Genomic DNA, 19,804 nt, shown 5'->3' on the forward strand with positions numbered 1-19,804 from the left:
TCCTGTGGACGCAATCAGGAGGACGGCATGGATACAGCGCCGGTCAATGGTGACCTGGCAGGCAGAACCATACTCGTGACCGGATCAAGCCGCGGTGTAGGACGTTCGATAGCCGAGCGTTCGGCATCGCGGGGAGCCAACGTCGTGATCGTGTCCCGAACGCCGGAAAGAGGCGAGGAAACAGCGGCACGCATTCGCGACGCCGGTGGAGAAGCCCTCTACATCCGTGCCGACGTCGGCGCGGAAGCCGACGTACGCGCGATGATCAACACGACGATGTCGATGTTTGGTCACCTCGATGGCATCGTGTGCAACGCTGCCACACTCGACCTAGGTCGCCTCGACGGCCCTGTGACGGAGATAGAGCTCGACGGCTGGAACAAGATCATCGCGGCCGACCTGACTTCGGTGTTCCTCACGGCCAAGTACGGCCTGCGCGCGATCATGGAGGGAGGGAAGGGGGGGTCGATCGTGATGATCGGTTCGATGGCCGGGATTCGGGGAAACATCGGACATGACGCGTACTCGGCGGCGAAAGGTGGCGTCGTCGCACTGAACCGCGCGATCTCCGCCTATTACGCGCGGTACGGAATCAGATCGAACTGTTTGAACCTCGGCTTCCTCGACAGCGGAGCAGACCGCATCGAGCAGTACTTCGACGCCCTTCCGGGCTACCGGGAGGAGCTACGCCGCTTCCATCTGGGTCGATGGGGCCATGTCGATGACGTCGCGGGCATCACTGCCTTCCTGCTGTCACCGGACGCGCGCTACCTCAGTGGCGCGGAGATCGCCGTAGACGGGGGCGCGAGCTCCGCCTCCCACATGCCCCGGCCCACGGTCGGCGACATCCCTGGGTTCGATGCCTGGTCGGCCTCGATGTCGGGGCCCGCGCCGAATGGCAGTGCTGCCCGATCGGAGGGAACCGCATGAACCTTCGCCTCGTACCGCACTCCGAAGGGGAGCTCACCGAACAGTGGTTTACTGACGCGCTCGGCCGTCGGTTCCCGGGCGCGGATGTCGTGCGGGCGGAGGAGACGGCTCGTATCGACGGAACGGCGACCAAGATTCGATACGCTCTCACGTATCGCGAAGGAGCGACTCCGGGCTGGCCTCGATCGCTGTGGGTTAAGAGCGGATTCGATCCTCGCGGAGCGAACCAGGGTGAAGCATTCGCCAACGAAGCGCGATTCTTCCTCGACATCTCGCCCCAGGTACCTGCCAACCAACCGGAATGCTACTTCGGCGCCGTGGACTCGGGCACGGGTGGGGGTATCGTCCTCCTCGAAGATCTCCTCACCCGGGGCGCGCGGTTCGAGATCTCTGACGATGGTCTGGGCGTTGCCGGCGTAGCGCGCGTGCTCTCCCTGCAAGCTCGATACCATGCGGCGTTATGGATGTCGGACGAGCTGGCCAGGCATTCTTGGTTGCGAACCGGCGGCGCGATCGCCGAGGCCGACATGGTTGATCAGTTTTTCGGGTACTGGGATTCAGCCCTGGAGACCGAGCGATTTGAGCTGGTTCCTCCGCGGCAACGCAACAGGACCCGCATGCAAGGAGCTTTGACCCGGTTGACGGATCGACTGCGCCGCGACTCAGTCTGCCTGGTGCACGGCGACGCACACCAAGCGAATCTGTTCTTCGACGGCACGGGCGAGCCCGGCTATCTCGACTGGCAGCACGTCATGCGCGGGAGCTGGGCGTTCGATGTCGTCAGCCTTGTTATCCCTTCGCTGTCGGTCGAGGACCGTGCCGCGAGCGAGCGAGAGCTGCTGAGGGGCTACAGAACGGAACTGGAGAGACACGGCGTGACTCCTCCGCCGCTCGATCTGATGTGGGAGACCTATCGGAAGTACGCGGTGTGGACCTACATGTGGGCGCTCTTGCCTGAGGGCATCCATCCCGAAGAACTCTGTCGTCGCACGACGATCCGCGCCACGGCAGCGATTGAGCAGCTGGACTCCGTCGGCGCGCTGGAGGAGGGCGATTGACGGTCGTCTGGCTCGAACCCACCGCGAGCGCTGCGGATATTACTCCCGAGTGGCTCACCGACGGGTATGTGGGATTCCTTGACGGGCGGACTCCGATGCACGGGGTTCTGGGCGCAGAACGTCGGCCGTGAATTTATCATAACAGCACTGATCGTCGGAGCGCCGACGATACGATTTGGGATCTCCTTGAGTACTATATGGGATCGCTCCGGAAATCGGGCAACGATGATTTCAGCTGTCATCGGCCCGGAGGACCTGGCTTCGAACGAATGCTGGGGCGAGGAACTTGCGAAGGATGCGTCTCTTGTACTCCAGGGGCTGCTGGTCGTAGTCGTGCCAACCGATGAGCATAAAGGACACCGATGTCAGCCAGCGGTACGCCATCTCCGGGTCGAACCCGTCAGGCAACTCCCCGTCCGCTTGGGCGGACATGAAAGTGTCCGCCCAGACCGACTCGGCGAAAGCATCTGCGGTGCCCCGGGCAGTCATCAGCGGATTGGTGACCTGGTCGGAGTCTGCGCGGAGCATCTCGCCGATGAACTCGTCCTTCCGCCCGACATCAACGATGAACAACATGCCGGAGACTAGCTTCTCCTCCAACGTGACTTCCTTGGCGATGACCCGCTGCACCTTCTCCACCAGCCGGTCCGCCCGATCGAACACAATGGTTCGGATCAGGGTGTCGCGGTCGCCGAGGTGGCGGTACAGCGTGGGCCGGGACACGCCCGCCGCCACAGAGATCTCGTCCATCGTGGTTCGACGGACCCCGTAGCGTTCGAAGCACTCCACCGCCGCCGCCATCAGCGTGGAACGTGTCTGCACCGTGCCGACGGCCCCCGGCGCGGCACCGCCGCTGGCGGACGCCCGTCGATCGGCGGCGGTCTCGGCGACGGACCGCGTACGACCGATTTCACGTGAACTCACTGGGAGGGCCTCCGTTCAGCGGGGCCGCGGGCGCGACCTCCACCGGGATCGCGTTGAGCACCGCGGTCCCGCTGAGCGGATCACCTCGGTACGGATCGGTGAGCAGGTTGCTGTTGACCCCAGGATGCTCCTGCGCAACCCCGAGACGCACGCGATCACCGTTGTGACCCCAGCCATGCGGTAGGCAGACTACTCCAGGACGGAGGTCGACCGTCGTCTCTACCGGGACGGTGAGACGTCCGATCTCGCTGCGGATCTCGGCGGCGTCACCGTCGTCGAGACCGCGCGCATCCGCGTCGTCCGGGTGCATCAACAGGGTGCAGGCGTCGCCCCCGGCAACGAGCAGAGGCACGTTGTGCATCCAGGAGTTGTTGCTGCGCAGCCCCCGTCGACCGATGAGCAGCAGCCCGTTCGGCTCTTCCTCGGCGATGAGGCCGCGACCTTCGTCGACAAGGGCCTCGGGGGCAAGGGCGATCATGCCGTCCGGGGTTCGCAGGATGTCCGGGAGCATCGGCACCAGCGGGCCGAAGTCCATCCCGTGAGGATGGCGACGAAGCTGGTCGAGGGTCAGGGTCCCGTCGCCCCGGCCGAAGCCGTCGCCGTACGGCCCGACGCGGAGCATGAGGTCGAGTAGCCGCTCCGGGCCGTAGGCCGGGGCGAGGGCTCCGAGAATCTCCTCAGGATCGACTCCGTGCAGGATGTTGCCCGGGTCCCGGACCATGGACCGGACCATGGAGCGGGCCAGTCGCTCGTCGATCTCTCTTGGATCGGCCTCCGGATCCCCTCTCTCCAGCACGGCAGCGAGGCGGCACAGTACCTCCCACTCGTGCAGCTGCCCCGGCGGCACTGGGAAGGGGGAGGGGCTGTAGTTCGCGACGTTGCGCACGGCGTACTGCATCATCGCGAAGTCGTAGTGGGGCCGCTCGAGCGGCGAGGGCGGAGGAAGGATGACGTGGGCGTGCCGCGTCGTCTCATTGATGTACTGGTCGACGGCCACGAAGGCGTCCAGGCCTGCCAGCGCGGTGTCGAGGCGGGCCGAGTCCGGGGCGCTGAGCACGGGGTTCCCGGCGATCGAGACCAAGCCTCGAAGGGCGCCCTCGCCCGGCGTGTCGATCTCCTCGGCGAGACAGGACACCGGGAGCTCACCGAGGGTCTCACCCGCTTGCCGGACCCGGGTGTGAAAGCGGTGGAGCTCCACGGGTTTGCCGTAGCGGGCGCGGCCCCGCGCGTTGGACGCCCAGCGGGCCGCCGGCCGGGTGAACATCGAACCGCCGGGGCGGTCGAGGTTCCCCGTGAGGATGTTCAGCAAGTCGATCAGCCAGGTCGTGAGGGTCCCGTGCGGCCCGGTGGTGGTGCCCATCCGTCCGTAGGCGCAGGCCCGTGGGGCGCGAGCGAATGCCCGGGCGGTGCGCCGGATCGTCTCGGCGTCGACCCCTGCCCTGGCCGCCACTGCTTCCGGGACGAAGTCGGCGACGAGGCTCTCGACCTCGTCGAGACCGGTCACGAGACCGTCGGCGTGACCGAGCTCGACGAGCCCGTCCGTGACCACCACATGGAGCATCGCGAGCAGCAACCACGGGTCGCCGCCCGGGCGGACAGCAAGGTGCTCGCTGGCCAGGTGGGCCGTGCGGGTGCGTCTCGGGTCCACGACGACGAGCGTGCCGCCGCGCGCGGTCAGGGCCTTCAGCCGACCCGGCCAGTTGGGTGCAGTGGCGAGGCTCCCGTTGGAGACCGCGGGGTTGGCGCCGAGCATCAGGAGGAAGTCGGTGCGGTCGAGGTCGGGGATCGGACATGTGAACCGCTCGCCGAACACGAGTGCGCTCGCCAGGTCCCGAGGACGGGAGTCCGCGGTGGACGGGGTGAAGACCGACCGCGTCCCCAGCGCTTTGACGACGACGCTCGGGTAGAGCGTGAGCGACATCGTGTGGGCGACCGGATTGCCCTGGTAGACCGCGGTCGCCTCGCTTGTCAGCGGTCCGAACAAGCGGGCGACCTCGGCGAACGCCTCCGTCCAACTCACCGCGACGAAGTCCTCGTCACGGCGGACGACAGGTCCGCGCAGTCGGTCGGGGTCCTCGTGCAGCGCGGGCAAGGTGGTGCCTTTGGGGCAGAGGTAGCCGCGGCTGAAGACGTCGTCGGCGTCGCCGCGCACCGCAACGACCCGACCGTCGTCCACCTTGAGCTCGAGGCCACAGGTGGACTCACACAGCGGGCACGTCCGCACGATCGTCTCCATCGGCACCTCCTCCTGTGTAACAGTTGACATTATGTGTAACATAGTTACACTCACGAGGACCAGCGAGGCGAGAAGGGGGCCGATGTCTGCAACCGCCCGGGCCCCGCGAATCTGCCCGCTGTGCGAGGCGTCGTGCGGCCTGCTGTTCGACATGGCGGTCGACGGGACCGTGGACGCCGTCCGAGCTAACCAGAACGACGTCTTCAGCCGGGGACACTCGTGTGCCAAGGGCCTAGGCCTCGGCGCATTGGAGAACGACCCCGACCGATTGCGCTCTCCTCTGGTGCGGACCGACGGCCGGCTGCGGCCCGCCACGTGGGAGGAGGCTTTCGCGGCGGCGGGCCGCGGCCTCCGTCCGATCCTGGCCGAGGATCCGAATGCTTGCGCCGTCTATTTCGGCAACCCCGGATCGCACCATCTGGACCATGCCTTCTACCTCCACGCCCTGCTCAGTGCGGTCGGCACACGGAACGTCTATTCACCCGCGGCCGTCGACAGCCTGCCCAAGCACCAGTCGTCGGCCTTGATGTTCGGGACACCGCTCTCGATCCCGGTACCGGACATCGACCGGACCGACTTCCTGCTCGTTCTCGGGTCGAACCCGCTCGTGTCGAACGGCAGCATGATGTCGGCCCCCGGCATGCTCCGGCGGCTCACCGCGTTGCGTGAGCGCGGCGGCACCCTGGTGGTGGTGGATCCGGTGCGCACCCGCACCGCCGCCTTCGCAGATCGGCACCTCGCCATCCGCCCCGGTGGCGACGCCCTGCTCCTGATGGCGATCGTCAGGGTCCTCGCTGACGAAGGCCGCACCCGTCTCGGTCGGACGGAAGGCCTCGTCGACGGTCTCGATGACGTCCTCGCTGCGGCAGGACCGTTCACGCCGGAGGCGGTGGCGCCGGCGTGCGGCCTCCCTCCCGAGGTGATCAGGGAGCTGGCCCGGGACCTCGCCGACGCGCCGCGCGCAGCAGTGCACGGGCGCATCGGTACGTGCACCCAGGAGTTCGGCTCGCTCGCGAGCTGGCTCGTGGACGTCCTCAACGTGATCACCGGCAACCTCGACTCCCCGGGCGGAGCCATGTTCGGCCTCCCGGCCGCCGGCGGCCCGACCACGTGGCCCGGAGGCGGAAAGGGATGGCCTCGCGGCCGATGGCACAGCAGGGTCCGCGGGTTTCCAGAGATCGCGGGAGAACTGCCCGCGGCATGCCTCGCCGAAGAGATCGACACCCCGGGCCGCGGCAAGGTACGAGCCCTCGTCACCGTCGCCGGCAATCCCGCCCGCTCGGTGCCCAACAGCGTCCGGCTCGAGGCGGCCATGACGGGGCTCGATTTCATGGTCAGCGTCGACGGGTACGTCAACGAGACCACGCGCCACGCAGACGTCGTGTTTCCCCCTCCGCGCCTCGTCACCCGCGGGCACTACAGCCTCACCACGAGCACGTTCGCGGTCCGCAACGTGGCCCGTTACACCCCGCCGATCGACCGTCTGCGCGACGACGAGATGCCCGAGTGGGCCACCTTCCTGCGGCTCGCAGCCGAGCTGCGGAGCGAGTCCGGCCGTACGCTCGACGAGCTCGCGGACGAGGTCGCGGAGCTCACGGCACGGCGGTCCGCGAAGGTGGTCGGCACGACCGCCGACAAGGTCCTGGCCGCCACCGCCCACCGCTCCGGCCCCAGCCGCCTCCTGGATATGCGGATTCGCAGTGGCCCCTACGGTGACCGCTTCGACGCAGCGCTCGGCGGGCTCACCCTCGACGAGCTCGAGCGCCACCCGGACGGTATCGACTACGGACCGCTGGAGCCGCGGCTCCCGGAGGTTCTCCGGACGCCGAGCGGTCGGATCGAGCTTGCCCCGCCCCTGCTCCTCGACGACATCCCCCGGCTCGCCGAAGCCCTCGACAGACCCCCGGTCGGCCTGGTCCTGGTCAATCGACGTCAGGTTCGCGGTTTGAACTCGTGGCTCCACAACGCACTCGAGCAGCCGGACAGCGGGCTGTGTGCCCTCCTTCTGCACCCGCAGGACGCCGCGGCGCGCGACCTGGGCGACGGAGACTCCGTACTCGTCCGGTCGAGGGTCGGGGAGATCCTGGCCGAGGTGCGGGTCACCGACGAGATGAGACCGGGAGTGGTCTGCCTGCCGCACGGGTGGGGACACACCGGCGAACTTCAGATGAGCGCGGCCGCGGCGAGGCCCGGCACCAACGTCAATGCACTCACCGACGACCTGCGCCTCGAGCCGCTGACCGGGACCGTCCTGCTCAGCGGGGTGCCGGTCGACGTCGTACCCACCGACAGGGAGGAACGGTAGATGCACCGCGACACCAAGGTGGAGATGCGCAAGCTCCTCCTCAACTTCATCGACACCCGCACGACCGACTATGCAGACGATCCGATGTGGGTGGAAGCAGGCCGTTATCACGATCTCGAGTACCTGCGGGCCGAGTTCGACACGGTGTTCACCTCCCACCCGCGCATCGCGGCACACCGGGACCAGCTGGCAGATCCCGGCGACCAGATCACCACGGTTGCCGGCGCCTGCGAGATCACGATCACGCGGACGAGCGACGGTGGGCTGGAGGCCGTGGACACGGCGGGCGCTCGCCACGGGGTGGACGAGCACGTCGGCCTGGTGTGGGTCTACCCGAGACCGGGCGGGGAGCTCGACATGACGGCCTGGTTCGGGTCTGCGCTCGACCGGGACGTCCAGGCGTGCGGTGTCGCCGAGGCTCAGCTCTACAGGCACGAAGTCTTCCAGCTGGACATGAACTGGAAGACCGTGATGGACGGCTTCACGGACGCCTACCACCTGCAGTTCGTGCACCCCGAGACCGTCGGCCCGTTCTTCCACACGAACATCTACAAGTGCGATGTCTTCGACAAGAACTGGCGAATGGTGGTGGCACGCAAGGGGATCGAGGAGTTCCGCGACGAGGACTTCGACTATGATGTCTTCACCAAGTACGCGATCGCCAATTTCACCAGCTACCCCGGCTCGGTCATCGCCTTGGCCCCCGCGCACTTCGAGATCTGGAACGTGCGGCCGGACGAGACCGACCTGAGCCGCAGCGTCGTCGAGCTATGGTTCCTCGTTCCGGAGCTCCCGACCACCGAGAAGGCGGTGCGTTTCCGGGAGAAGAACTGGGAGATCGTCATCAAGGCCGTCCGCGACGAGGACTGGGTCGTCGCCAAATCGGTCTCGGACAGCCTGCCCCGCGGTGGTGTCCCCGCGCTCGTCCTGGGTCGCAATGAGAAGGCGACGCAGCTCCTGCACGGCACCCTCGCGGAGGACGTGCCCTGGTCCTGGGACTCCTCCCAGTGAGCGCAACGACGGACCGCGGCGTCGCGCCCGTCCGGACGCTCGAACCGCCACTCGCGCCGGCCATGCCGGTGCTGCTCGCCGAGCGGGCCGCGAAGGATCCGGACGGCAGGCTGATCGACTGCGTCGACGGGTCTGCCGGCTACACGAACGCCGCCTTCCAGAGCGAAGCGTTGCGTTTTGCCTCAGGTCTACGGGCCCTGGGGGTGGGTCCGGGGGACCGCGTGGCGGTCATGCTCGACGCGACGCCGACCGCCCACGTCTGCTGGATCGGGATCGCTTGGCTCAAGGCCTACGAGGTGCCGGTGAACCCCGAGTTCCGCGGTCGTTCGCTGGAGCACGCCCTCTCCGACTCCGGCGCCCTCGTCGTGGTGACCACGAATCGATTGGCCGAGCGAGTGGCCGATGTGCGCTCGTCGCTGCCCGAGCTCCGTCATCTCGTGACGATCGACGACGTCGTGCCGGACGTCGGGCTGCCCGCCTTGACGATGGCCGAGGTGTCGAGCGGCCCCGAGCTACCCACGGACGACCCACCACGTCCGTCCGATCCTTACGCCGTGATCTACACGTCCGGCACGACCGGTCCGTCCAAAGGCGTGGTGGTGCCGTGGGCGAGCCTCCACTCGGGTGTGATGCAGATGTTCCCCGAGGACACCGAGGCGGACGGTTTCCACTACGCGGACGGGGCGTGCTACTCGCCGTGGCCGACGTTCCATTCGTCGGGCAAAGCGATGATCACCTATGCGGCGATCCGCGGGCTCCGAGTCGTGATGCGATCGCGTTTCAGTGCCAGCGCCTTCTGGAGCGACGTCAGGGACTTCGGGTGCACCCATGCCCATCTCCTCGGCTTCGCCAGTCTCCTGGCAAGCGCTCCGGAGCGCCCCGACGACGCGGACAATCCGCTCGTCCGTGTGCTGACCATGCCAGTCCCGACGGACCGGGCCGCGTTCGCCCGCCGCTTCGGGGTCCGGGTCGCCACCGGCTGGGGCATGACGGAGATCGGCTTCCCGATGGCGGCCACCGACCCGGAGGTGCCGGGGACCTGCGGGCGCCTCAGCCCGCTCTACGAGGCGAGGATCGTCGACGACGACGACCTGGAGCTGCCCGAGGGTGAGCCGGGAGAGTTGATCGTCAGGTCGCATGTCCCGTGGCTGATGATGACCTGCTATCTCGGGCGGTGGGAGTCGACCGCGAGGGCGTGGCGCAACGGCTGGTTCCACACCGGCGACGTGCTGCGGCGTGACGAAGCCGGAAACTACTACTTCGTCGACCGGAAGGCGGACTATCTGCGTACACGCGGGCACAACGTCTCCTCGATGGAGGTGGAGGCCGAGGTTCGTGCTCATCCCGCGGTCCAGGACTGTGCCTGCGTGGCTGTGCCGTCGGACCTCGACCGCCTCGACGCCGGGGACTCCGGGGGACCGCTCGCGCTCGACGACGACATCAAGGTGGTCGTGGTGCTCGCCGACGGCGAGGTGCTCGATCCGGCCGACCTGATCGGGTTCCTCGCTCCACTGATGCCGCGCTACATGATCCCGCGGTACGTCGAGATCGTCGCGGAACTCCCGCGTACTCCCACGGGCAAGGTCCGCAAGGCCGCACTGCGCGGGAGCGCCGGCAACGCCTGGGACCGGGTCAGCGCCGGCGTCGAGATCGAGCGGTGACCGTCGAGGAGGCCGCGGCGTGGGAACGTCTCGCGATCGACCGCCCCGAGCCAAACCTGTTGAGGGTTCGACTCCGCGGACCGGGCCCTCGAGGGGCAATGGACGCAAGGACGCACCGAGAGTGCGCCGACATCTGGTCCGCCGTCGAGGCGGACGAGTCCGTGAGAGCTGTGTTGCTCACGGGCCAGGACGGGCAGTTCTGCGCCGGCGGCGACATTCGGGACATTGCGACGGGCAGTCCGGCCAGCGTGGCTCGCATGGTGCGCGAGACCAGAAGAGTCGTCCACGGCGTCCTGAGCTGCCGCGTGCCGGTCGTGTGTGCTGCACGGGGCGCTGCGGCGGGCGCCGGGCTGGCCCTGCTTCTGCTGTCCGACGTGTCGATCGTCGCCAACGATGCTCGGCTCGCCGACGGGCACGTCCGCCTCGGACTCGCCGCAGGGGATCACGCGGCGATCGTGTGGCCGCTCCTGTGCGGAGTGGCCAAAGCCAAGTACCTCCTGCTCACCGGCCGGTCCTTCTCCGGGGCGGAGGCCGAACGACTGAGCATGGTCTCGCTGGCGGTGCCCGATGCGGACGTCGACCCCCAGAGTGAGGAGATCGCCTCAGCGCTCGCGGCCGGCCCGCCCGAGGCCCTCCGTGCGAGCAAGCAGGCCATCAACCACTGGATCCTCCAAGCGATGCCGATCTTCGAGGCCACGCTGCAGGCGGAAGCACTCGCGGTGGGCGGCCCGGAGAACGTCGAGGGCACGACGGCGTTCATCGAGGGTCGGTCGGCCCGCTGGACGAGTTGATACGCCGTTACACTTGACGTCCTTTGTAACTTGCAACACGATGTGAGACGTACGTCTCGTGAGGGCCTCGCCCTCGGCCTGCACTCTCCGAACTCGCACCACGGCGACTCCCTGTGGAGGCGCCCGATTGGAGAACACGTGACCACAGAGAGCGTCGATCGGTCCGATGTGACCGACGTCGGGTACGACCTGGCCCAGTTCGATCACTTCAGCCAGGAGTTCGCCGAGAAGCCCGAAGGCCTGTGGGCGGCTCTGCGACACGCGGACGGACTCGTTCGGAGCGAGAAGTACGAGGGCTTCACGGTCGTCGCCCGTTACAAGGACCTCTGCGACGCAGCGCGCAACGCGGAGGTGTTCTCCTCTGCGGTCGGTGGTGTGGCGATCCCGCCGCAACCGATGCCGGCGCTGATCCCGGTCGAAACGGATGCTCCGCTGCACGGCCAGTACCGCAAAGTACTCTCCGCCGCCCTCGGCCCCACCGCCATCGCACGACGTGAGCCGGAGTTCCGTGAGCTCGCCGACCAGCTCCTGGCCGCTGTCGCGGATCAGGAGGAGTTCGACTTCTGCGAAGCCTTCTCCAACCAATTCCCGCAGCGGGTGTCGCTACGAACCATCGGCTTCGACCCCGAGGACAGGGCGACGCTGGGGAAGTGGTTCCACAACGTCACCCATCTGCGGGGGATCGACGACGAGCTCGTCGCGGACTCGGTGGCCAAGATGTTCGGCCGCATCAAGGAGGTCGCGGCGGAGCGCCGGGATGCGCCGCGCCGCGACGACTTGTTGAGCCTGCTGCTCGACGGTGAGGTCGACGGCCGGAAGATGACCGACGACGAGATCCTCATGTACGTCACTCTGCTGCTCTTCGGTGGGCTCGACACCACGGCCGTCGCGATCACCGGGGCGTTTTGGTACCTCGCCGAGCACCCCGAGGCCAGAGAACAGCTCATCAACGACGAGGTGGCGCTGGACAAGGCGGTCGAGGAGATCGTCCGTTGGACGAGCCCGGTCCAGGCGCTAGCCAGGACCGCTACGGAGGACACCGAACTCGGTGGTTGCCCGGTGTCCAAAGGCGAGCAGGTGCTCCTCCTCTGGGGCGCAGGTAACCACGACGAGACGGTGTTCGACGAGCCGGACGAGATTCGGTTGGACCGCACGCCCAACCGGCACCTCGGCTTCGGCATGGGTCCGCATCGGTGCATCGGCTCCCACCTGGCCAAGACCATGGTCAAGATCGCCGTGGAGCGCGGTCTGCCGGCACTCGGCGATTTCGAGATCGCCGACAGATCGCAGATCCGGTGGGGAACGGGCGAGGCCCGTGGCATCGTTCACCTCCCCCTGCGGCGCAAGCGCTGAGCCATGTCCGATGTGCGCTACTACCCCGAGGTCGGTGACGGTGTCGGGCTGATCGAGATAGACCGACCGGAAGCACACAATGCGCTCGACCGGAAAGCACAGATCGAGATCGACCGGATTCTCGCGGAGGCCGTCGCCGATACCTCTGTCCGGTCGCTCGTGCTGACCGGGTCGGGCGGGCGGTCGCTGTCAGCGGGATGGGATATCCACGAGATGCGGTCGCTGGGTGCCGACGAGAACCTGCGGCTGGGTCTCGAGCGCGAGGAGTGGCTCTGGCGCTGGTTCGGCGTTCCGGTGGCCACCGTCGCCGCGGTCCGGGGCATCGCGTACGGCGCGGGCGCCCTCTTGGCGGCCTGTGCGGACATGCGCGTCGGGGGGCCGGGCACTCGGTTCAAGGTCACCGGCATGAGCTACGGCTATCCAGCCCTGACGTGGCTGCTTCCGGAGCTCCTCGGCGGTTCGCGGGCCAGCGAGGTGCTCCTGACCGGAGAGGTGGCGGGACGGGCCGTTGCGGATGTCGGGCTCCTCAACCGTTACGTCGAGTCGGATGACGACATCCTCGGTGCGGCGATCGTGCTTGCGGAGAAGGCGGCGGCCTTGCCTCCGGCGGCGGTCCGCTCCGCCAAGGAGTTGCTGCGACAGCGGCTTCGTCCGCTCTACGACGCGGAGAACGTGGTCGCCCGTCGTGCACTCCTCGACCACCGGGCGGACGAGATCTTCTCGACGTTCGTCGACCGCAAGGTGACCCACGAATGACGGATCCTGCGACTCTGACGCCCTCACGGCTCGCCGCACGCATCGACCGGTTGCCGGTCAGCGCCTTGCACCGACGCGTCATCCTGGTGGCGCTCGTCGCATACGTCTTCGAGTACGCGGACCAGTCCGCCATCGGGGTCGCCGCGACGGGGGTCCGCGCCCATCTCGGTGTCTCGATCGACGGTATCGCTCTCGCGATCTCGGCGACCTACCTCGGTCTCGCAGCGGGAGCCATGGGTGGTGGCTGGCTGAGCGACCGGATCGGTCGCAAGCGCCTCCTGATCATCGGGCTCGTCGGGATGTCGGTGCTGTCCGGCGCAACGGCGTTCGCGTTCGACATCGCCAGCCTCGTCGTGCTTCGTGCGGCGACCGGGCTGGCGATGGGCGTCACGTACCTGGTGGCGGTGGTGTACCTGGCTGAGATCATTCCAGCCCGTCGGCGAGGTGTGGCGATCTCCCTCGCGGTGGCCGCGGGCGGGCTCGGGGCAGTGGCCATATCCCTCCTTGCACGCGCGACGATCCCGATGGGCGACATCGGGTGGCGGCTCGTGTTCGGCGCCGGAGTGCTCGGTCTGCTCGTCGTGCCGGTGGCGCTCTCGCTTCCGGAGTCGCCGCGCTGGCTGCTCATGCGGGGCCGAATCGGTGAGGCAGAGGGGGTCCTGCGCCGTATCGAGCAAGCGTCGGGCGCTGACGTGGCCGCTGCGCCCGCCGAGGACGTCCTCGACGCCCAGTCGGAGCCGACGGCGGCCGACAGGCCACGGCTGTCGCTGGTGCGGCGTCCGCTGCTCCGGGGCACCGTTGTGATCGCTGTGTGCTGGGTGTTCTTCACCGCGCTCGGCCAGATCCTCGTCACATGGTCGCCCACGGTTCTCGATCTTCGTGGATTCGGACCGGGCGCGGCGTTGACCATCGTTGCGCTGCTCCCGCTGGGCTCCATCGTCGGCTCGTTGCTGGCCACCGCCGTCATCCATCGGGTCCAGGCCTACACCCTGCTGATCGGCCTCGCGGTCGCAGGCGCCGTCTCCGCGCTGGTCTTCGGGCTCGTTGCCGCGCCGGTGGTGCTCACCGTCGGCGGCATGGTGTTCGGCTTCGTCATCGGCCTCTTCGCCCCAAGTCTGTCGACCTACATGACAGAGCAGTTCCCGACCGAGGTGCGTGGCCGCGGAACCGGCGCCGCGTGGTCCATCGGTCGGGCCGCGAGCGTTGTGGCACCGTTCGTCGTGGCTGCTGGCCTCGCTGCGTACGGCCCGCCGGCGATTGCCTGGGGTGCCGCGAGCGGATGGCTGGTCATCGCCCTCTCGGTGGCCGTCCTCGGCCGTCGAACTCCGCCCGGACAGTCACTGGAGACCGTCGATCCGACTCGGGCAGACGTCTCGGACGCAGCGCGGAACCAGACCGCGGAAGAGGTCGCCGGGGGTCCCGCGTCGCGATCGACCATGGCGGGAGAGGAGGTAAGACCATGACACAGCTACGCGTCACCACTGCCTGTCAGGGTCACGGCCAGTGCTACAGCCTGTACCCCGATCTGTTCGAGCCGAACGACGAGGGCTACGCGGTCGCCGTCGCCGACCCGAACGAGATGCCCGGCAGCATCCACGATGCGGCCGCCTGCTGCCCCGAGCGCGCGATCGAAGTCCTCGAGGGCGAGCCCTGACCCACGGACCGGTGGACGGGCGACCACCCCATTGCTCGCCGCGGTCGGTGGTGGCCCACTTCTCTCCAGAAAGGACAACAACGTCGTGATCGTTCGTGACGAGCTGTTGATCGACGGCGAGTGGCGCAAGCCGTCGTCGTCAACACGTATCCCCGTCGTCTCACCCGCGACCGACGAGGTGATCGGCGAGGCGCCGGACGCGAGTGCCGAGGACGTCGATGCGGCGGTTGGGGCGGCACGGCGTTCGTTCGACGAGGGCGTGTGGCGGTCCCGATCAGCCGAGGAGCGGTCCCAGACGCTGGAGCGCGCGCTCGAGTTGATGGAGCCGAGGCTGGACGAGATCGGTCGGCTCGTGACGGCCGAGATGGGCCTGCCGACATCGGCCGCCGCCCTGCAGATCCCGGGTGCTCTCGCGGTGGGGAAGTACTTCCTCGACGTCGCGCGGTCCAGCCCTCTGCAGGAGGTCCGGCAGACGATGTACGGCCCCGCGGCGGTGGTGAAGGAACCGGTCGGGGTGGTGGCCTCGATCGCGCCCTGGAACGGGCCGTTCAACATGGGTGTCGCCAAGATCTGGCCGGCGTTGGTCGCGGGCTGCAGCGTTGTGTACAAGCCCGCGCCCGAGACGCCGCTCGACGGTTTCTTCATCGCGGAGGCACTTGCGGAGGCCGGTGTGCCGGCCGGTGTCTTCAACTACATCACCGGTGACCGCGACGCCGGACGGGCGTTGGTGAGGCACCCGTTCGTCGACAAGGTCAGCTTCACGGGCTCGACGGAGGCCGGACGCCAGATCGGCGAGGAGTGCGGTCGTGGTTTCAAGCGCCTCCAGCTGGAGCTCGGCGGGAAGTCGGCCGCGATCGTCCTCGACGACGCCGACCTTGAGACGACCATGGCGGCACTCGCGATGGGTTCGTTCTTCAATACCGGACAGGTCTGCGCGTCCTTCAGCCGGGTGCTGGTCTCGGAGCGCCGGTACGACGAGGTCGTCGGCGCCCTGGTGGCCACGGCGGAGTCGTTCGTGGTGGGGGACCCGTCTGATCCGGCCACCACGATGGGTCCGCTGGTCTCCCGGCGTCAGCAGGAACGGGTCCTGGGCTTCATCGAGGCGGGGAAGGCCGAGGGCGCCACGGTGGCGACCGGTGGAGGCGTCCCCGCCGGTCTCGAGCGGGGAGCTTTCGTCGCGCCCACGGTGTTCACCGGGGTGCAGAGCAGCATGAGGATCTCGCAGGAAGAGATCTTCGGGCCAGTGGCGTCGGTGCTGCGGTACGACTCGATCGACGAGGCCGTCGCGATCGCGAACGATTCCGACTACGGGCTCCACGGTGCTGTCTTCACCGCCGATCCGTTGCAGGCCGCGGACATCGCGCGCCGTGTGCGGACCGGGACCTTCAGCGTCAACTCGTTCACGTACAACACCGAGGCGCCCTTCGGCGGTGTGAAGTGCTCGGGCGTGGGCCGGGACACGGGGCCGGAGGCGGTCGAGGCATACTACGAGCTCAAGACCGTCAACCTCACCGAAGACATGACGGCGCTGTTCTCTTGAGATCCGCCGGAGCGACCTCTGCGGGGCCCACCCTCCGGTGTCGGAGGAGCCAGCTGTGAGCAGGAGCGCCGAGACGGGCGACAACGAGACGGAGGTAGAGGTCACCTCTCGCCAAGAGGTGGCCGACGAGGTCGTCCGGCTGACCCTGAGCCCGACATCGGGAGGTGACCTGGTCGGCTGGGAGCCAGGGGCTCATGTCGATCTGCATCTCACGTCGGAGCTCGTCCGCCAGTACTCGCTGTGCGGTGATCCTCACGACTACGGCTCCTATGAGGTAGCGGTACTACGTGAGCGTGACGGGCGGGGCGGATCGGCCTACGTCCACGACAAGCTGGACGTGGGGCGGGTCCTGCGCGTTCGTGGACCGCGGAATCACTTCGTGCTCGAGCCAGCGTCGCGCTACCTGTTCATCGCCGGCGGCATCGGCATCACGCCGATCATGCCCATGATCGCCGAGGTCGCGAAGGCCGGCGTCGACTGGAGGCTCGTCTACGGAGGTCGCACGCGGGCGTCCATGGCTTTCCGTGACGTGCTGGTCGAGCTGTACGGCGAGCGCGTCGACATCTGTCCGCAGGATGAGTGTGGTCTCCTGGACCTGGATGCCCTCCTGGGGACACCCGACGACGCGACCTCGGTCTACTGCTGTGGTCCCGAGGCCCTGCTCGTGGCGGTCGAAGACCGTTGCCGAGCCTGGCCGGCGGGAACGCTGCACGTCGAGCGTTTCGCACCGAAGGATGTCCCCGCACCGGCCGAAGAAGGGTCGTTCGAGGTCGAGTTCGCGGAATCGGGGCTCACGGTCACGGTAGGCCCAGGGACCAGCATCGTCGAGGCCGCGGCCGAGGCAGGGCTGAGCATTGAGACGTCGTGCCGAGAGGGTGTCTGCGGTACGTGCGAGTCGGTCGTTCTCGAGGGCTGCCCGGAGCACCGCGATTCCCTCCTCACTGCGCAGGAGCGGGCCGAGAACGACGTGATGTACCCGTGCGTGTCGAGGGCGGTCTCGCCCAAGATCGTCCTCGAGCGGTGAAGACTCGATCGCCTTCAAGGAAGGCCTGCCGGGGTCGACCGCGGAATGGAGGTTCGTTGACATTCGTGGACGCAGGTTTGGAAGCCGGCGCGGTGGTGGCGGACGTGATGGTCGCTCACCCGAAGATCCACGCCCCGTCCACGACGGTCGCGGAGGTCCGGCGGTTGTTCTCGAACGACCACGTCCACCTCGCGTTGATCGTCGATGGACAGGGTCGACTTCTCAGCACTGTCGATCGGTCCGACCTGGAGGACGAGGACGCGCGCGACCTACGGCCGGCATCGGAGATCGGCGGCCTCGATGGACGTATCGTCGCGCCCGCCGACCTCGTCGCCGGTGCACTCCGCACGATGCTCGGCCGTGGGACCAGGCGTCTCGCAGTCGTCGATGACGGCTTCATCCTGGTGGGGTTGCTATGCCTCAAGCGGACTCTCAGGGGCTTCTGCTCCGACGCGGGCATCCAGGCCCGAGCACGGGAACGAGGCGCTGACAGCGACCGGGATCGGTCGATCGGCCCCGATCTCGGACGAACAGGCGGCGGACGGTCACGAGTCGTCCTGGGGGCCGGCGGGCCCGCCATCGACCCCGCCCCGCTCCTTCGCGAGGAACGCTGGCCGACTGGCTGAGTCGGCCTGGGGTGCGGTGCCGGGGTTGCTCCCGGTCCGTTTCCCCAGGCCGCTCGCCGAACCCGTCGTGCCGATCTCTCGGCAACGGGCTCTCCGCGGTGTCTGCCATCAGGCGGGGTTGGGCAGCGTCCGGGGGTTGGCGGTTCACGAGTCAGACCGGCCAGCGCTCCAGCGAGGACGCTAGATCAACTACCTCCACCGTCCCGGTAGCCATACAAGTCGGCGGTTCAGGGCTACTCATGGCACAGGGCTACTCATGCCGGCTCCTCGAGGTTCTCGCCGGCGGGGTCGGTCGGGGCCCGGTCGGTGATGGGGCGTCCGGTCAGCGCCAGGAAGACGTCGTCGAGCGTGGGCTCGTGCACCGTGATGCCGCGGATGGCGACGTCGGCCGCGTCGAGCCGCCGCACGATCGCGGGCAGGGCGGCGGCGGGATCGAGAACCGGGACGTCCACGGCGTCGAGGTCGAGGGTGGGCGGGGCCGTCCCGAGCCCGGCCGGGTCACGACATCTGCTCTCGCGGAGGATGGTGGGGGCTCGATCGGCTCGTACGCGCGGGCACGGCTCACCCGACGCCGTCGACGGCCCCGGTTCGCCGATCGGCCAGACCCCTGTGGGTTTCCCTGACGTCAGTCACCCCGAGGGCATGACCCATCCGTACCTGCTTCGTCTGCAAGTACCGCAGGTTGTGGCGGGTCTCGACGACCGGCAGCGCCACTCGGCCGACAACCTGCAGACCGTGACCCTCGAGTCCGCCGCGCTTGGCGGGGTTATTGGTGATCAGCCGAACCCGGCGGACTCCCAGATGTGCCAAGATCTCGGCACCGACGCCGTAGCTGCGCGAATCGGCTGGCAGCCCCATGGCGATGTTGGCATCGACAGTGTCGAGACTCAGGTCCTCCTGCAGCGCGTACGCACGGATCTTGTGGCCTAGCCCGATCCCGCGGCCCTCGTGTCCCCTGAGGTAGACCACGGCGCCCACGCCCTCGGCGGCGACAGCACCGAGGGCTTGCTCGAGCTGCCCGCCGCAGTCGCAGCGCAACGAACCGACGATGTCTCCCGTAAGGCATTCGCTGTGCACTCGGACCAGTGCTCCGGGCCGGGACCGTCCGGCTGCGGCGACATCGCCCATCACCATGGCGAGATGCTCGGTGCCGTCGAGGTGTGAGCGGTAGGCCACGGCGCGGAAGTCCCCGAACACAGTCGGCATCGCGGCTTCGGCGACTGGGCGGACGGTGGGCTCCGCCGCCCGCCGATAGCGGATGAGGTCGGCGATGGTGAGCAACGGCAGGTCGTGGGCAGCGGCGAAGTCCGCCACCGCGCGACCGCGCAGCATCTCGCCGTCGTCGCCCACCAGCTCGCCGATGACGCCGACCGGTGCGCGCGTGGCGAGGCGAAGCAGATCGACAGCAGCCTCGGTGTGGCCCGTGCGCACCAGCACCCCACCCTCCCGGGCGCGCAGCGGGAAGACGTGCCCCGGTCGCCGAAGCGAGTCCGGGCGAGTCGTGGGGTCGGACAGCGTGCGACACGTCAGGGCCCGTGCGCTCGCAGCCACGCCCGTTCCCGCATCCCGATGGTCGACGCTGACGGTGAAAGCCGTGCCGTGGACGTCCTCATTCCCCCCGACCATCGGGGGCAACCGCAGGCGGTCGGCGTGCTCGCCGGGCATCGGAGCGCAGATGATGCCCGTGGTGTGAGAAACCATGAAGGCCATCTGCTCCGCTGTCACCGAGTCGGCCGCGGCCACGAGATCGCCCTCGTTCTCGCGATCCTCGTGGTCGACGACGACGACCATGCCTCCGGCCCTCAGGGTTTCGACGGCGGAGCGCACAGTGTCGGCGGGCGTGCTGGGCAATGGACAGCGCCTCCTCGTTCGCGCGGCACCACCCTCAGACCTCGGCCGGTCCTCGCATCCACCGCACCCCGAGTCTGGGAGACC

General features: G+C 68.3%; 17 protein-coding genes. 13 read left to right on the top strand and 4 right to left on the bottom strand.

From position 1 onward, the window contains the following. The first annotated feature begins 27 nt into the window (after nt 1-27). Nucleotides 28-930 (top strand): SDR family NAD(P)-dependent oxidoreductase, encoded by a 903-nt coding sequence (locus AC2A1K_RS19605; RefSeq protein WP_483897992.1) that lies wholly within the window; start codon nt 28-30, stop codon nt 928-930. After that, the gene (locus AC2A1K_RS19610) at nt 927-1,988 is read left to right on the top strand and encodes a phosphotransferase (protein ID WP_483897993.1); all 1,062 of its coding nucleotides are present in this window, start codon (nt 927-929) and stop codon (nt 1,986-1,988) included. Before AC2A1K_RS19605 ends, AC2A1K_RS19610 begins: the two co-directional genes overlap by 4 nt. Before the next feature lie 231 nt (nt 1,989-2,219). On the opposite strand, the gene AC2A1K_RS19615 is transcribed toward AC2A1K_RS19610, so the two are convergent. Continuing rightward, nucleotides 2,220-2,912 carry a TetR/AcrR family transcriptional regulator gene (locus AC2A1K_RS19615; protein ID WP_483897994.1) on the bottom strand — a complete coding sequence of 231 codons (693 nt, stop codon included), beginning with the start codon at nt 2,910-2,912 and terminating at the stop codon, nt 2,220-2,222. Continuing rightward, nucleotides 2,899-5,202, bottom strand: coding sequence for a molybdopterin-dependent oxidoreductase (locus AC2A1K_RS19620; RefSeq protein ID WP_483897995.1), 2,304 nt, complete (start codon nt 5,200-5,202; stop codon nt 2,899-2,901). The genes AC2A1K_RS19615 and AC2A1K_RS19620 overlap by 14 nt, the downstream gene beginning before the upstream one ends. Nucleotides 5,203-5,230: 28 nt before the next feature. On the opposite strand from AC2A1K_RS19620, the gene AC2A1K_RS19625 reads away from it, so the two are divergent. The 11 genes from AC2A1K_RS19625 (at nt 5,231) to AC2A1K_RS19675 (ending at nt 17,869) form a co-directional block, all read left to right on the top strand. Next, nucleotides 5,231-7,453 (top strand): molybdopterin-dependent oxidoreductase, encoded by a 2,223-nt coding sequence (locus tag AC2A1K_RS19625; protein WP_483897996.1) that lies wholly within the window; start codon nt 5,231-5,233, stop codon nt 7,451-7,453. Further along, nucleotides 7,454-8,464 (top strand): SRPBCC family protein, encoded by a 1,011-nt coding sequence (locus tag AC2A1K_RS19630; RefSeq protein WP_483897997.1) that lies wholly within the window; start codon nt 7,454-7,456, stop codon nt 8,462-8,464. Beyond that, on the top strand, nt 8,461-10,125 hold the full coding sequence (locus tag AC2A1K_RS19635; protein WP_483897998.1) for an AMP-binding protein: 1,665 nt from the start codon (nt 8,461-8,463) through the stop codon (nt 10,123-10,125). The genes AC2A1K_RS19630 and AC2A1K_RS19635 overlap by 4 nt, the downstream gene beginning before the upstream one ends. Continuing rightward, complete coding sequence (locus AC2A1K_RS19640; RefSeq protein ID WP_483897999.1) at nt 10,122-10,916, top strand: enoyl-CoA hydratase-related protein; 795 nt, start codon at nt 10,122-10,124, stop codon at nt 10,914-10,916. Before AC2A1K_RS19635 ends, AC2A1K_RS19640 begins: the two co-directional genes overlap by 4 nt. A gap of 375 nt (nt 10,917-11,291) precedes the next feature. After that, the gene (locus AC2A1K_RS19645) at nt 11,292-12,269 is read left to right on the top strand and encodes a cytochrome P450 (protein ID WP_483898000.1); all 978 of its coding nucleotides are present in this window, start codon (nt 11,292-11,294) and stop codon (nt 12,267-12,269) included. A 3-nt stretch (nt 12,270-12,272) separates the two neighbouring features. After that, complete coding sequence (locus AC2A1K_RS19650) at nt 12,273-13,025, top strand: enoyl-CoA hydratase/isomerase family protein (RefSeq protein WP_483898001.1); 753 nt, start codon at nt 12,273-12,275, stop codon at nt 13,023-13,025. Then, nucleotides 13,022-14,488, top strand: a complete 1,467-nt coding sequence (locus AC2A1K_RS19655) for an MFS transporter (RefSeq protein ID WP_483898002.1) — start codon at nt 13,022-13,024, stop codon at nt 14,486-14,488. The genes AC2A1K_RS19650 and AC2A1K_RS19655 overlap by 4 nt, the downstream gene beginning before the upstream one ends. Beyond that, nucleotides 14,485-14,679, top strand: a complete 195-nt coding sequence (locus AC2A1K_RS19660) for a ferredoxin (protein WP_483898003.1) — start codon at nt 14,485-14,487, stop codon at nt 14,677-14,679. Before AC2A1K_RS19655 ends, AC2A1K_RS19660 begins: the two co-directional genes overlap by 4 nt. 85 nt (nt 14,680-14,764) lie before the next feature. Continuing rightward, nucleotides 14,765-16,219, top strand: a complete 1,455-nt coding sequence (locus AC2A1K_RS19665) for an aldehyde dehydrogenase (RefSeq protein WP_483898004.1) — start codon at nt 14,765-14,767, stop codon at nt 16,217-16,219. A gap of 55 nt (nt 16,220-16,274) precedes the next feature. Next, complete coding sequence (locus tag AC2A1K_RS19670; protein ID WP_483898005.1) at nt 16,275-17,243, top strand: PDR/VanB family oxidoreductase; 969 nt, start codon at nt 16,275-16,277, stop codon at nt 17,241-17,243. Nucleotides 17,244-17,308: 65 nt separating this feature from the next. Beyond that, nucleotides 17,309-17,869 (top strand): CBS domain-containing protein, encoded by a 561-nt coding sequence (locus tag AC2A1K_RS19675; RefSeq protein WP_483898027.1) that lies wholly within the window; start codon nt 17,309-17,311, stop codon nt 17,867-17,869. A 254-nt stretch (nt 17,870-18,123) separates the two neighbouring features. Here the strand turns inward: AC2A1K_RS19675 and AC2A1K_RS19680 are convergent, their stop codons facing one another. After that, on the bottom strand, nt 18,124-18,321 hold the full coding sequence (locus AC2A1K_RS19680) for a hypothetical protein (RefSeq protein ID WP_483898006.1): 198 nt from the start codon (nt 18,319-18,321) through the stop codon (nt 18,124-18,126). 109 nt (nt 18,322-18,430) lie between these two features. Next, nucleotides 18,431-19,720, bottom strand: coding sequence for a bifunctional 3,4-dihydroxy-2-butanone-4-phosphate synthase/GTP cyclohydrolase II (locus AC2A1K_RS19685; RefSeq protein WP_483898007.1), 1,290 nt, complete (start codon nt 19,718-19,720; stop codon nt 18,431-18,433). Between the last annotated feature and the right edge of the window lie 84 nt (nt 19,721-19,804).

It is taken from the genome of Actinomycetospora sp. 2LY8.5 (assembly GCF_057180585.1).

Coding starts and splice junctions, on each gene's coding strand:
- AC2A1K_RS19625 (WP_483897996.1), top strand. CDS start 5,231: ATGTCTGCAACCGCCCGGGCCCCGCGAATCTGCCCGCTGTGCGAGGCG.
- AC2A1K_RS19610 (WP_483897993.1), top strand. CDS start 927: ATGAACCTTCGCCTCGTACCGCACTCCGAAGGGGAGCTCACCGAACAG.
- AC2A1K_RS19650 (WP_483898001.1), top strand. CDS start 12,273: ATGTCCGATGTGCGCTACTACCCCGAGGTCGGTGACGGTGTCGGGCTG.
- AC2A1K_RS19630 (WP_483897997.1), top strand. CDS start 7,454: ATGCACCGCGACACCAAGGTGGAGATGCGCAAGCTCCTCCTCAACTTC.
- AC2A1K_RS19655 (WP_483898002.1), top strand. CDS start 13,022: ATGACGGATCCTGCGACTCTGACGCCCTCACGGCTCGCCGCACGCATC.
- AC2A1K_RS19660 (WP_483898003.1), top strand. CDS start 14,485: ATGACACAGCTACGCGTCACCACTGCCTGTCAGGGTCACGGCCAGTGC.
- AC2A1K_RS19605 (WP_483897992.1), top strand. CDS start 28: ATGGATACAGCGCCGGTCAATGGTGACCTGGCAGGCAGAACCATACTC.